Annotated in this window: 13 protein-coding genes; 8 read left to right on the forward strand and 5 right to left on the reverse strand. The window is 44.4% G+C overall.

Annotation, left to right across the window (positions count from 1 at the left end):
* Window positions 1-28 precede the first annotated feature (28 nt).
* The 3 genes from BBR47_RS04165 to BBR47_RS04175 form a co-directional block, all read right to left on the reverse strand.
* Entirely contained in the window at window positions 29-1774 is a 1746-nt protein-coding gene (locus BBR47_RS04165) for a DUF4179 domain-containing protein (RefSeq protein WP_012684499.1), read from the reverse strand.
* On the reverse strand, window positions 1771-2328 hold the full coding sequence (locus BBR47_RS04170) for an RNA polymerase sigma factor (RefSeq protein WP_012684500.1): 558 nt from the start codon (window positions 2326-2328) through the stop codon (window positions 1771-1773). Before BBR47_RS04170 ends, BBR47_RS04165 begins: the two co-directional genes overlap by 4 nt.
* 167 nt (window positions 2329-2495) lie before the next feature.
* Window positions 2496-3566 carry an SMI1/KNR4 family protein gene (locus BBR47_RS04175; RefSeq protein ID WP_012684501.1) on the reverse strand — a complete coding sequence of 357 codons (1071 nt, stop codon included), beginning with the start codon at window positions 3564-3566 and terminating at the stop codon, window positions 2496-2498.
* Window positions 3567-3597: 31 nt separating this feature from the next.
* Between BBR47_RS04175 and BBR47_RS04180 the strand changes: the two genes are divergently transcribed.
* From BBR47_RS04180 to BBR47_RS04190, 3 genes are read left to right on the forward strand one after another with little or no spacing between them, the layout of a single operon-like run.
* Window positions 3598-4353, forward strand: a complete 756-nt coding sequence (locus BBR47_RS04180; protein ID WP_012684502.1) for a metallophosphoesterase family protein — start codon at window positions 3598-3600, stop codon at window positions 4351-4353.
* Between the two features lies 1 nt (window position 4354).
* Window positions 4355-4687 (forward strand): hypothetical protein, encoded by a 333-nt coding sequence (locus BBR47_RS04185; protein WP_041749237.1) that lies wholly within the window; start codon window positions 4355-4357, stop codon window positions 4685-4687.
* A 13-nt stretch (window positions 4688-4700) separates the two neighbouring features.
* Window positions 4701-5300 (forward strand): pentapeptide repeat-containing protein, encoded by a 600-nt coding sequence (locus BBR47_RS04190; protein ID WP_012684503.1) that lies wholly within the window; start codon window positions 4701-4703, stop codon window positions 5298-5300.
* A 38-nt stretch (window positions 5301-5338) separates the two neighbouring features.
* Here the strand turns inward: BBR47_RS04190 and BBR47_RS04195 are convergent, their stop codons facing one another.
* Both BBR47_RS04195 and BBR47_RS04200 read right to left on the reverse strand, forming a co-directional pair.
* The gene (locus BBR47_RS04195) at window positions 5339-6955 is read right to left on the reverse strand and encodes a DHA2 family efflux MFS transporter permease subunit (RefSeq protein WP_012684504.1); all 1617 of its coding nucleotides are present in this window, start codon (window positions 6953-6955) and stop codon (window positions 5339-5341) included.
* Complete coding sequence (locus BBR47_RS04200; RefSeq protein ID WP_231850554.1) at window positions 6943-7392, reverse strand: MarR family winged helix-turn-helix transcriptional regulator; 450 nt, start codon at window positions 7390-7392, stop codon at window positions 6943-6945. The genes BBR47_RS04195 and BBR47_RS04200 overlap by 13 nt, the downstream gene beginning before the upstream one ends.
* Before the next feature lie 278 nt (window positions 7393-7670).
* Between BBR47_RS04200 and BBR47_RS04205 the strand changes: the two genes are divergently transcribed.
* The 5 genes from BBR47_RS04205 (at window position 7671) to BBR47_RS04225 (ending at window position 12532) form a co-directional block, all read left to right on the forward strand.
* The gene (locus BBR47_RS04205; RefSeq protein WP_041749238.1) at window positions 7671-9038 is read left to right on the forward strand and encodes a helix-turn-helix domain-containing protein; all 1368 of its coding nucleotides are present in this window, start codon (window positions 7671-7673) and stop codon (window positions 9036-9038) included.
* Between the two features lie 720 nt (window positions 9039-9758).
* Entirely contained in the window at window positions 9759-11021 is a 1263-nt protein-coding gene (ltrA, locus tag BBR47_RS04210; RefSeq protein WP_012684507.1) for a group II intron reverse transcriptase/maturase, read from the forward strand.
* 162 nt (window positions 11022-11183) lie between these two features.
* Window positions 11184-11495 carry an aspartyl-phosphate phosphatase Spo0E family protein gene (locus BBR47_RS04215; RefSeq protein ID WP_012684508.1) on the forward strand — a complete coding sequence of 104 codons (312 nt, stop codon included), beginning with the start codon at window positions 11184-11186 and terminating at the stop codon, window positions 11493-11495.
* A 128-nt stretch (window positions 11496-11623) separates the two neighbouring features.
* Window positions 11624-12031 carry a hypothetical protein gene (locus BBR47_RS04220; protein WP_012684509.1) on the forward strand — a complete coding sequence of 136 codons (408 nt, stop codon included), beginning with the start codon at window positions 11624-11626 and terminating at the stop codon, window positions 12029-12031.
* Between the two features lie 21 nt (window positions 12032-12052).
* Window positions 12053-12532, forward strand: coding sequence for a hypothetical protein (locus BBR47_RS04225; protein ID WP_012684510.1), 480 nt, complete (start codon window positions 12053-12055; stop codon window positions 12530-12532).
* The last annotated feature ends 273 nt before the right edge of the window (window positions 12533-12805 follow it).

Raw genomic sequence — 12805 nt, forward strand, 5'->3', positions numbered from 1 at the left:
CCACCAGCCTTTTGCGTATGAAGAGCTCTTATTTTCCGGCGTAAATCGGTACTTCCCACTCTACATTTTTGTGTTCAACCATTCGTTTCTCGGTAGTAATGATCAATTGCTTTGGAAGGGTTGTGAGGTTTTTTAAGAAGATCGTTCCTTCAAAAATCGCCCGATCATTTTTATACTCAGTCTTATTGATTAAGTAGTCGATGTCTTCGTACTTTTTCCCTGTCTCGTCTGTAATGGTCCAGTATTGGTAGGGACCCATAGCGGCAGTATCTGGAGAGAGAGTTGCCTCGAATGCCAGATCGTAGCCTTCCAATTTTGTGGTAGTCCCATCGTCGTTCACGCGGTGATGGCCGTCATAGCCTTCAAAATCAACGACTGCGTTTGGATCCTTTTGATATTTTTTGAAAGTAAACTGATCTCCCTGGTCTTTCGCTGTAATGACTTCTTTCTTTTCGAGGCGATTGGTGTCCAATTTCGCGGTTAAAGCAGCCGCTTCCTCTGTATAAACAGATCCGAGCTTGAAGGTGAGATTTTGGCTTTCGTCAATGGGATAGAAGTAATGGAAGTCTCTTGCTCCACTTTCGGTGGAGTGGGTATGCTCCCATTTCACATCCCTGATCACATTACTTCTTTTGTTGGCTTCATAAATAACCGCAGTCGAATCCCAAGCAGCGACCGCTGTGCCCTTGTCGTTCACCAGCTCATAGCTGTATGCGTTATTCTCGTTAGCAGCAAGGGCTCGATCAATGACCATCTCCACTCCGCTTGGCGCAAACGTAATTTGTTTGACGTTCAGCTTGAGTCCTTGTGGGGTCGTGTAGGCTTTGTTAATTTCATGTGTCTTCATTGCTGCTTTGGCTTTTTTCATATCGACAGGTACGGACAGCTTCCAGTTCCCCTTGATGTCATCTAGTTGCTTAATGTTAAACTCTACGATCAGCTCGTCTGGCACCTTGTTTACATCATCAAAATAGCTTCGCAGCTCGCGATCCAAGATCATAACACCATTATCGACAAACATGGAATGATCCCATTGTTTATTGGGGTATTGAGCATTTTTTTCCTTAGAGGGTATAAGGATGTTTCCTTGTTTGTCTTTGATGATGATAAGTGGCTCTTTGTTAGATCTACTCACCATTTCCGACATAAAGCTGTCTAATGCCTTGCCGTTCTTGTCTTTTAAAGAAGCTGCTATGCTAATACGCAGCGGGTCAGCCACCACTTCATGCACGGTAAAAGTGAGGCCTTGATCGGTCGCACTTACATCAACGGACTGCGCGAATCCATTCTTGGCTGCTTGAGCAATTCCTTTGTCCGCTAATTTTTGCAGGAAGCTATTGCTCACAGGTGCTACAGGATCAGCCTTGCCAATCGGGCTGTTCGTAAAAGCAGCATGGACATAACTGGAAAAGGTCGGGGAGACGAGCATTCCTCCCGAGACGACGATGGTTAATGCAGCGGCGGCAAGCGTCATTCTTTTCATGATCGTGATACTCCTTTGTTTCCACGCGGGTGGTTGATGTGAAGGGGTTGCAGGGTTCAATACTCTCACGGGATGAGGGGAGAGCATCTGAATAATCTTTTGATCCATATTTGGTGAGAGGGAGTTTTTCCACATCGTTTCTTCTGTTTGGTGCAGCTCATCGATCCATTGCTCCAGCTGGTGCTGGCAGTGTGTGCAATGATCGAGATGACTTTCGACATTTCGTTTGTTCACTGGCGTTAAACGATCTTCCATGTAGGCGATCAGCTGTCTTTGCGTAAGGCAATTCAAAGCGAGGTGCCCCCTTTTTTCTCCGGCTTGCTTAGCTGGTCTCGCAGCTTTTTCCTGGCATAGGAAAGGCGCATTCTCACGGTATCTACGGACAAAGATAGTTTGTTCCCGATCTCTCGGTAGCTTAAATGCTGAAGATAATGCAAATCGAGAATCGCCCTATGGTTCTTGTCCAGTGTCATCATCTGCTGTCGCAAAGCATGACGCTGTTCTTTTTCCAGATAATCTTCCTCTGGGATCGGACATTCGTCTTTGACCTCGACATCCATCTCCGTTACGGAAGGCATCCGCTTTCTTTTTCGCAGCTCGTCAATCCCGCGATTGATCGCGATTCGATACAGCCAGGCAGAAAAGGAGCAATTGGGTTTATAATCTGGCAGACTGTAGTACGCCTTGATAAAAACCTCCTGCACCATGTCTTCGGCATCATGAGAATGATGGAGCGTGCGCTGGAGAATCGAAGCGATTTTTCCCTTGTATTTATTGACGATCAGAGCATAAGCCTCTTTATTTCCTTGAAGAACCTCCGCAATGACCTCTCGATCGTCCTGCATGTTTGTTACCTCCTTGCAAAAAGGTGCTGCGCAGCTTTCCGTTTTGCTGTTCACTACTATAGACGACAAGAAGGGAAAACCCCTCTCAAACTTTTTTATAAAAAAAGAAAATGGCATAGGAAGAGGATGCCGTTCTTCACTCGCTAGAAGGGCATCCTCTTTCCATTTTACCGTGTAATCCGATAAACCTCGCCACTCAACCGTCCTCGAATTTTATAAACATCGCCGACGGAAACAGCTATATCCTTTGCACCTTTAATCAAAATCTCTTGCTCCAATCCTTCTACATACAGTGGGAAGTGATTTCCGCCAATATCGTGCGTAAATAATCTGTTTACACGCCCGATGACCTCGTGCAAGGAGCGATCTCCAATATGGCTAAGGGATGGTTCCATACTATTATCCAGTTGGGTCAGCTCTAAAGCACTAAATGATACATGTTCCATGTAGAGGGAGACAACAAGGTGATCGTTGACCTTGGTATACTCTGAATATCCCCCCTCAAGCATGAAATCACCCGGGCAAAAATATTCAAACTGAAACAAAAAGTCATTATTTAGCTTGCGTACGTGCAAATCCCTAACATTTCCGCCAAGCTTCACATCGGTAATGACGCATTCAAACTTGTCGTTTTGTTCCAAGTAGGCCAATCTACGGGTCATCTGCTGATTGAGCCATTTGAGATAATACGCTGCAAATGAATCACTGACGAAACGTGTCCCCTGTCCATTACAGGTATCGATGTAGTACAGCTTTCCGGCAAGCTCACCTGATACAATCATGACAATAAAATACCCGCAACCATCGTTATGTAAGGTGATGGTACCGTGAAGTGCCTCCGTAATCATCTGATCATATTCATCGTCCGTAATCGTATCGTCTTCTGTTTCGTCTAAATCATCGTCAAAGCAACGGTTGCATTTATCCAAGGAAAAGGGGAGACTCATATATTCTAAGCCAACAGTTTTTTGTAAGCTTTCTTCCAAACACCCCATTGCATGTGACAAGGACAAGGGGAACTGTTTGGCATGTTTCCCGCCATTTCCGATGTAGAGCAGGAAATCTTTGTAGTCTTGCGGTAATACTATGTGAGCCGAGGATTCGAACTGTTCGATTTGCTCTAATGTCAATCGTTCATTCAAAACATACGGACAATTTCCGTCATAGAGGCTGTGGTATTGATCCAGCATTTCTTCAACCTTTGTAATAAACGCGCTTTTGGGGGCGGTATCTTTCATCCTGTCTAGCACCTCAATCGTAAAGGAGTATATGACCTTGAGCCAAAACAACCATTCCATCGCGGTGATCTCTGACGTACATAGCAACGCCTATGCATTAGAAGCTGTTCTGCACGACATAGATTCCCGCGGAATTGAAACCATTGTGAATTTGGGCGATACCTTATTCGGGCCGCTTGATCCGATCAAAACAGCAGAGCTCTTGATGGAGCGAGCTGAAATCATCCACATCATGGGTAATTGTGACAGATATTTACTGGGAGAGCAAATGGAGTCAATTACCTTCCAATACGTGAAACCACTGCTGACACAAGAAATGCTCAGCTGGATCGGGTCATTCCAAAAACAATGGACACAGGATGATCTGTTATTTTGCCACGGAACACCTTTTGCCGATGATGTCTATTTATTGGAGAACGTCGCTCCCTACGGAATAGAAGACAAAAGTGCGAATGCGCTAATGATTGAGCTGACAGGTATCCAACAAAAAGTCATTTTTTGCGGACACTCTCATGTGCCGAAATCCGTGTGGCTCCCAGATGGGAAGCTCGTAGTAAATCCGGGGAGTGTCGGATTGCCAGCGTATTTTGAAGAGACGCCGTACCCGCATTCGATGGAATCGAAAACCCCGCATGCCAAGTACGTCACGGTAAAAAAGCAGGGCGGCTCGTGGTTAGTTGAGCACGTATTAGTTCCGTATGATTTCGAGCAGGCAGCCAGAAAAGCAGAGGAAAACGGGCGCAGAGATTATGCCTATGCAATCCGAACGGGAAGAGCAGAGCTGTAGCATGTCGATCTGTGCATTCATACTCGAAGCACAAAATGAATGGGAGAGCAGCTTTTTCGTGCCGATTGCAACAGAGTCATTTTTCAAACGCTGTTGGCTGCCAGCGATTGAAGCATTACGTTTACGCTGGACAGCTATTTTTCCAACAGGTATCGATGTGGAGGAGCAGGATTTGCCAGCGGTCATGGAAGAATTGAACCTGATAAAAGCCTGGGCAGCTCATCATTTGGCTGATGAAGAGGATAGGATGAGGCTAGTAGAACGAATAGATTGGATTTGTGAAAAATTGCCGCAAGCTTTCCAACGAAAAGAAGCCATTTTGTTTATCGGATAAGGCAGGGGTTTTCATGAAGGACGATATCATCAAGAAATTAGCTTTGCACAAGCAATGGATTGATTCGATTGGGAAAACGGGTGAGAGATTAGTCGTCGATGAGGTAGATTTTCGCTCCATAGACGTAGCAGAGTACCCTTTGGACCAATCTCGTTTGATCGCCAGTAGTTTTGACGGGATGAATCTAAAGGATAAAGATCTTTATGCAGCGCATCTATACTCCTCTACGTTTCGATCAGCGAATTTAGAAAACGCTATCTTCATCAAAAGCGAAGCGTCTTATGCAGACTTTTCAAATGCTAATTTACAAAAGACAAACTTTGTTAAAAGCTCTTGCTTCGAAACGGTGTTTGTGCGAGTCGATTTGCGGAAGGCAAAATTAGTAAATGCTCTCTTTTATCAGGCAGATTTTAGAGATGCCGATTTACAGGATGCAGATATCCGTGATTCTTCATTTGAAGAAGTGTTATTTAGAGGAGCGCAATTAAAAGGAGTAACCGGTTTAGAAGAAGCTACTATTAGAAGTATTAATATCGGTACCGTCGAGCAGCCAGAAATTCTTGCAGGAAAAGAAGCGAGAAATTGGCTCATACAGCAAATCCATACCCCATGAAAAAAGGAAGAGGACAAGCGCCCTCTTCCTTTTCCCTATTAAGCCTTTCCTGCTTCGCCCTCAGGCTTCTGTCCCATCTTCCCACTACGCAGTGGAATTTCCTTCAGGAACAGCGCGATGATGACAGCCATACCTGCTACAATCGCCCCAGTCAAAAACGTAGTCGTAATTCCATAGCTCATCGCTTCCCGGATCATATCCAGCATGTGAGTAAACAGCGGCTGTAAATCCGGTGGCAAACTAGCCAGCGCGGCTTCAATTTTCGGCTGATCCAACAAATTTTGCGGATTCGTGAAGAGCGACAGCTTCTCTGCCAGAGCAGGGTCGGCTGCTGCGGGATTGTTCACCTGACCCATGGCTCCCGACAGTTGCGTCATTTTCGCAGTCATGCTGGCACTCATGACGGTTCCCATGACAGCAATTCCAATGGTCCCACCGAGGTTGCGGAAAAGCTGCGACGTTGCTGTAGCGACACCCAATTGCTGCGGTGCGACTGCATTTTGCACCGTCAAAGAGAAGACTGGCATCGCAATCCCGATCCCCAAACCGAGAATAATCATGTAGATCACGAGCAAGTAAATCGGTGTGGTTGGCGACATGAAATACATCAACACCATGCCAAAGGTCATGACGAGAAGTCCACCCAGCGCCATCTTTTTATATTTTCCCGTCTTGGTCATTATTTGTCCGGCGATTGCAGAGGTTCCGAGCATGGCAATCGACATCGGCATCGCCACATAACCAGCCATCGTCGGAGAGATGCCTTTGACCCCTTGGACAAAGAATGGCACATAAATGATAGCGCCCATCATCCCCGCGTTGAGGAAGAATCCGACCAGATTAGAGACAGTAAAAATACTGTTTTTGAACAAGCCCAGCGGAAGCACGGGAGTCTTTACTTTCCTCTCAATCATAATAAACACGATCAACGCAATGATTGTGGAGGCAAACAAACCAATAATTTGCCACGAGCCCCAAGCGTGTTTGCCTGGGCCATTACCTGCCCATGAGAAGGCGAGTAGCATCGGTACGATGGTGAGTGTCAGGAACAGCGAGCCGAAGTAGTCGACAGACTCTCCTTCTTGCTTTGGTACTTTTGGGAAATGAATCATGATCAACAGAAAGGCAATCACGCCAATCGGCAAGAAGATCCAGAACACCCAATGCCAGTCGAGATGGTCGACGATATAGCCGCCCATCAGAGGACCAAGCACACTGGATACACCAAAGACGGCACTCATGATTCCGCCCCATTTGGCGCGCTCGCGAGGCTCGTACAGATCACCCATGGCGGTAAAAGCAGTGGACATGATGATCCCGGCACCCGCCCCTTGAATGCCACGATACGTAATCAGTTGAAAAATATCGGTAGAAAACCCAGACAACAAAGCTCCGATACTAAACAACGCGATACCCGTCAAAATAAACGGTTTTCTTCCATATATATCGGAGAGCTTTCCAACCAGTACAGAAGCGACGGTTGAGGTCAGCAAATAAATCGTAATCGCCCACGAATAGTAATCCATGCCACCCAGCTTCGAAATAATACGCGGCATGGCAACCCCGATAATGGTCTGGTTGATCGCGGCGAAAAACATGGCCGTAATAATCGCGATCATAATCGTCACTTTCTTTTTCTCTGTCAGCTGTTGCAATTTTGATGCTCCTCTCTTTGTTGATCTATATTCTTCAGAACCTGGTGATAGATGCGGACTAAGTGTTGTTTGTCTTCATCAGATACACCTGCGAAAAACTGTTCAATCGTGCTCCTCACCACGGCTTTGTATTGCCGCAGGATATCTTTTCCTTGATCGGTTATGTCCAGTTGCACGACGCGGCGGTCTGTACTGTCACGATTTCTCGTGGCATAGCCGCAAGCAATCAATTTATCAGCGAGACTCGTAACGGCTCCGGGGGTAATGTTCATACGTAATGCAATAGAAGATGCTTTCTGTGGACCGCTCATATCTAGGATTCGCAAAAGCATCGCTTGTGATCCTGATACGAGTGGATCCAAACGCTTGTGTGACTCAGCCGAAACCTTCCGTTGGAGTTGTATATAAAGTTCTTCAAAATTGTTTTGGCTTTGCATCGTACCCTCTCCTGTTTTCATTGCTTAATTGTATATGGCGTTAAATGTTTACCCCCTAAAACATTTATGAGTATACATCGATTCATGAAGGAGAGTCAAATTAACCTTTTACCAATTTGACCAATTCAGGTGGCATTGCTGATACAGGGTGTACTCTAAATGAACAAATCATACAGGAAGAAAGTTCCGACTTCCATTTATTTACATTTAGACGCTCTTTTTGTAAAATATAGGGAGTTTGATGTTTCTTTTTTTTGCTAAGGAGGAGTAGGTTTAATATGGGGCAAGGCAAGACAGTTCACCGATCGTTACGTTCAGAAGTTGAGCATCACCTAAAAGAGCGTGGTTACACACTGACTAAACTTGGCGAGATAACAGGTATTAATCAGGGAGTACTGAGCGATATTTTTAATCGAACTCCTTCTCGGGCTATGACGATTGGTCATCTGGATGCACTTGCTATAGCTTTTAATCAAGCCCCTGGATGGCTGTATGAGCTGTATGTAACGGAATGTATCGTCGAGGGAAGAGTGTCTCGTTCACGAGTTGTTCCCTATCTGATTCGATGTGCAGAAATAGGCAGGCAGGATTGTATCGAGTTAATTGTCCCTATACTTTTGGATAATCAGAAAAACCTGTCCATTCTGTTTTCCGTGGCTGAGAAGCTTTTTACAAATGGGAAGCGACAGGAGTCAATCCCGTTTTATCAACTTGTTATTGAATCGGAAAAAGACAGCCATGGTGATCGTTTTGTAATGTCTCAGTATAGGCTTTTCCGTGCAGTGCAAGGGGGAGCAGATTCAGAGAAAAAGTGGAAGGCTGTCGTCCGTTTTCACCCTTATCGAAACAGGTTGCCTGAAAATTATCAATTAGATGCGTTACTACAATTAGCAAATGTGTGCTTTACGCTCCATAACTGGAAGGAGGTAGAGCGATATGCAGATGAACTTAGAGAGTTAGCAACCGTGATCTATAATGAAGAAGTACAAAGATGGGAAATTGATGGAGTGAGGGGAATACTTGAAACAGAGCGCCATCTTGTCGTGTATTATGGACAGGGCTTCTTACTAAAGGGACTCGCATTACAATTACAAGAGCGGTATGAAGAAGCCATTTCTTATGTACAAGCGTATGCTGAGCTGGGCTGGTTTGAATTCCGTGATGATCTGGCTGAAATGGAAATTGAAAAGTTCCGTGGATGGGCGAAAGCGAATAATTACACGCTGAATTTATTAATGGGGCGTACAGAGTTACTTTCTGAGTATGTTAATCATCTTGCTAATAACCCACCTGAAATTTTAGCGGGTATGTTTACCATTATGGAGACAGCCAATCGATTCGGACTATCTGTAGATGACATTGTGGAGCGTTTTTCTAAGGAAATTGCTTGCTTTCAAGATTATAAAGACCCTTTTAGTCTTACCCGCCATCTTCATTTTCGGTATCATTTGGCGATATATCAGCTCGATAAGGGGCGAGTTGCAGAAGGTATTACAGAAACCCTACGCTGCCTTGCGTTAGCGAGTAAGATGATGGAGCAAGAAAAGTTCCAAAGCTGTGTCGCTATGTTCTGGAAATATAGACATAGTGCTTCTGACCAGCAGATAGATGAATTCCAAAACATTTTGGAAGGGAGAAATAAATAATGCGGAGTATGATACTTCTACTTACTGTTTTGTTCGGACTTTCTCACGGAATCGTTGTACCAGAACATCAGGAGGTGCTTAGGAGTCATCACATTGTAACTACATATACCCACGGTGCAGGAGGTTAAGTAGTAGTAAAACACCCTTTCGGGTGTTTTTTTTATCAGTGCGCCCAGCATGGGCGATAACTCTAGGGTGTAAGTCCCGAACGGGGGTTGGCTGTACCAACCGTTAGCTCAAGGCAAGGGTGTCTACCGTGAGGTGGAATCTGGAGGAAGCCGGCGGCAAAGTCCCGACCTGAGGTACACGAATCCAATTTGAGGCTGTTGTATTCGGGCGAGTCTGCTGAACAAGACGAAGCCCTATACAGCCAAGGAATACAGCAGTAAACTTGGGCAGGTACATGGGATGAAAGTTATCGCTCTTACCTGGGGAGGTCTGCATGAAGTGCCTTCAAATGTTGGTAACCGTCTCCGTAAGGAGTCGCTGAACATGCAGAAGTCAGCAGAAGCCATAGTACCCAAATAAAGGACGCTTGAACGGGGAAGGGCTGAACATTAAGTCAACACATCCGCTAATCACTTTCGTGATCATACTGTGAAGCAGAATTCCGTAAGGAACTACTCTTGGAGAATAAGGGTGAAGCCCTGAGGGTACAAGAGAGGGCTGAGTATTGACCGACAAGACTAGAAGGATGCGTGCGAAGGAAAGGGTATCGTCATGGAGTTGTTGGAGAAAGTCCTATCACGGGAAAATCTATTAGTGGCGCTCGAAAGAGTGGAGAGAAACAAAGGATCGGCGGGAATCGACAGTGTTTCAACCGAACAACTGCGCGATTATATCCGTGAACACTGGTTAACCATTAAAGAACAGATTATGAAAGGAACCTATAAACCTTCCCCTGTCCGCAGAGTCGAAATCCCGAAAACTGACGGAGGGGTAAGGTTATTAGGTATTCCTACCGTGATAGATCGCTTAATCCAACAAGCCATTCTCCAAGTTCTTACTCCCATATTCGATCCCCACTTTTCAGAATCGAGTTTCGGATTCCGACCGAATCGCAGTGCGCATGACGCTATGAGACAGGCACAATCTTATATTTCCGAAGGATATCGCTTTGTCGTAGATATGGACTTAGAGAAATTCTTCGACCGGGTAAATCACGATATTTTAATGAGTCGGGTTGCCCGAAAAGTAAAAGACAAAGCTTTGTTGAAACTTATTCGCGCATACTTACAAGCAGGCATCATGATCAATGGAGTCTGCCTCTCGGCAGTAGAAGGCACACCACAAGGTGGCCCGCTTAGTCCGTTATTGGCGAACATCCTGCTTGACGACTTGGATAAAGAGCTGGAAAAGAGAGGACATCGCTTTTGTAGATATGCAGACGATAGCAACATCTACGTGAAAACAAAGCGGGCGGGAGAACGGGTAAAAGAGAGTATCCAAAACTACTTGGAGAAGGTACTTAAGCTAAAAGTAAATGAGCAGAAAAGTGCAGTGGATCGACCTTGGAAACGTAAGTTCCTCGGTTTCAGTTTCACTAACGCAAAGCAAGCAAGGATTCGGCTTCATCCAAAATCACTTCTGAAGTTGAAAGAGAAAATCCGCTTCATCACAAATCCGGTATGGAGCATCTCTATGGATGAAAGGATTGGGAAGCTAAACCAGTATCTCATGGGATGGGTTGGATATTTCGCCCTTGCAGATGCAAAGAAAATTCTACAATCCATCGAAGAATGGATACGGCGCAGACTCCGACTTTGCTTGTGGTCTCAGTGGAAGCGAATAAAAACCCGATATCGAGAACTTCGTTCTCTGGGTTTATCACACGTCCAAGCAATAGAAATTGCAAACACCCGAAAGGGTGCGTGGCGTTCCACAAAGACTCCTCAAATACACAAAGCCCTCGGAGTTGCATACTGGCAACAACAAGGGCTGAAAAGTTTAGTACAACGATATTCTGTTCTTCGTCAAGCTTGATGAACCGCCGTATACCGGACGGTACGTACGGTGGTGTGAGAGGACGGGAGTTAGTCACTCCCTCCTACTCGATTTCAAAATTTTTCAGAGGCCGTTTTGCTGAATGTTAGTTTATAGTAATAAATGTACATAAATTAATGTGCAAAAATGTAAAAAAAGGAGGTGAATACCATAGGAGCTATTGCACACGAAAAGGGCGTTCCATCCCATTGCCAGGTAAACGGAACGCCCACAGGAGGAGCAGCTAAAGCTCCTATAAATAAATGTATCACGCAATCCTTAGATCGGGAAGGAGGAACTTATCACGATATAGAGCATTTGAAAAACATTGTGGAACAATTGCGAGAACAACTGGTGCAATTGTTTTTAGAAAAGAATGATTTGTTGCATGATGACGTCGTGGAATTAAGCCAGAAATTAGATCAGTACATTCTGTTAATTCAATCAAAAATGATGCTAAAAAATAGAAACTAAGGTGTTACAGAAGAAACTAGAAATCTATCTACGATCAACATATAAAAATAGGTATATTTTACCTATTTTGCATTTTTACTTATTTTGGTAAAATCACAATAATCTAGACATATAATCTGGAGGTTAGTATGAACAAACGAATTGCTACTCTTTCGACTGTATTAGGTGTCCTCGCTTTGTCTACGTCATTAGCAATAGCTGCGGAGAGCAATGTCGCTCCGTTAGGCACTGGTGATGACTTCGAAATATCCACGTATGCATCCAATATTCACGATGTAACCTCAAAGTCTGCTTATTTATGGTCTTATACTCAAGGCGAAGGAAAAGACCTAGAAAAAGTACGCGTCTACTCATATTTCTACGTGAACGGAAAACTCAAGCATGAAGCTGGCGATAATGATGCAGAGTATGCGTCAGTAGATTACGAAGCTAATGTAGCAGCATTACACAAAGCCCGAATCACATCGTCCCATTATGCCTACAACCGAGTAGGCGAAAAGGTGACAGAAACGACTGAGAAAGTATGGCCTGAATAAAAACACGTAGGAGGTAGTAGTATGAAAAAACGAAATGTAATTCTATCTGGTCTTGCATTAGCTGGCGCTATTTTCGCAGGTAGCTTCGCAGGTAGTAATCTATACGCAAGTGAAGATGTAGAGCAGTTCGAACAAGGAAATCAAATGAGAACACTTAGCTCATTGGGAATCGAAGCAAAGTCCAATGATTTGGAACCTATGAAAACTTTGACTGATGAAAATGGAAAAAAATGGATTTATACCGACTTCACCAAAAGAACACCGCTAATGGATAAAATAGAAAATGAGCGTTCTGTAGGCGCGAAGTCTGCATTCATTGAAGTACAGGACGCGATCATGCAGAAGTACGCAGAAATAGGGGATTCCATTCCGGTAATTCTTCTGGATGAAGAGTTAAAAGAAGGTTCCTTCTCGTTTAACCGGGAAGACGGCGAGGCGCTGATCTTCAAACTCAAATATAATGAAAAGAAGGCAGCATGGGATTACGAGCAGGAAAAATAAATATCGTTGATTTACACAGGGGAATAGCAAATGCTATCCCCTATTTTATTGGACTCTATAGACAATAGCTACTAATAAAAAAACTGTCTCCTCAATGATGTGCACCCCTTAGAATAGACATTGGATTAAGCCCCTAGTTTATCCGATGAAATCTAAGGGGTGCATTTTTTATGGTGAAAAAGTTAGAAATTATCCGTACGAATTAAAAATAGAAGCCATACGACTACATATTGAGGAAGGTTGGACATACCGCCGAATCATGGAACATCTGGG

This window comes from Brevibacillus brevis NBRC 100599 (assembly GCF_000010165.1).
GTDB classification, from domain to species: domain Bacteria; phylum Bacillota; class Bacilli; order Brevibacillales; family Brevibacillaceae; genus Brevibacillus; species Brevibacillus brevis_D.

Bases quoted from the DNA above. Each gene is read 5' to 3' on its own strand.
- BBR47_RS04180 (WP_012684502.1), top strand. From the start codon at position 3,598: ATGACCTTGAGCCAAAACAACCATTCCATCGCGGTGATCTCTGACGTA.
- BBR47_RS04205 (WP_041749238.1), top strand. From the start codon at position 7,671: ATGGGGCAAGGCAAGACAGTTCACCGATCGTTACGTTCAGAAGTTGAG.
- BBR47_RS04175 (WP_012684501.1), bottom strand. From the start codon at position 3,566: ATGAAAGATACCGCCCCCAAAAGCGCGTTTATTACAAAGGTTGAAGAA.
- BBR47_RS04220 (WP_012684509.1), top strand. From the start codon at position 11,624: ATGAACAAACGAATTGCTACTCTTTCGACTGTATTAGGTGTCCTCGCT.
- ltrA (WP_012684507.1), top strand. From the start codon at position 9,759: ATGGAGTTGTTGGAGAAAGTCCTATCACGGGAAAATCTATTAGTGGCG.
- BBR47_RS04170 (WP_012684500.1), bottom strand. From the start codon at position 2,328: ATGCAGGACGATCGAGAGGTCATTGCGGAGGTTCTTCAAGGAAATAAA.
- BBR47_RS04225 (WP_012684510.1), top strand. From the start codon at position 12,053: ATGAAAAAACGAAATGTAATTCTATCTGGTCTTGCATTAGCTGGCGCT.
- BBR47_RS04190 (WP_012684503.1), top strand. From the start codon at position 4,701: ATGAAGGACGATATCATCAAGAAATTAGCTTTGCACAAGCAATGGATT.
- BBR47_RS04185 (WP_041749237.1), top strand. From the start codon at position 4,355: ATGTCGATCTGTGCATTCATACTCGAAGCACAAAATGAATGGGAGAGC.
- BBR47_RS04200 (WP_231850554.1), bottom strand. From the start codon at position 7,392: ATGCAAAGCCAAAACAATTTTGAAGAACTTTATATACAACTCCAACGG.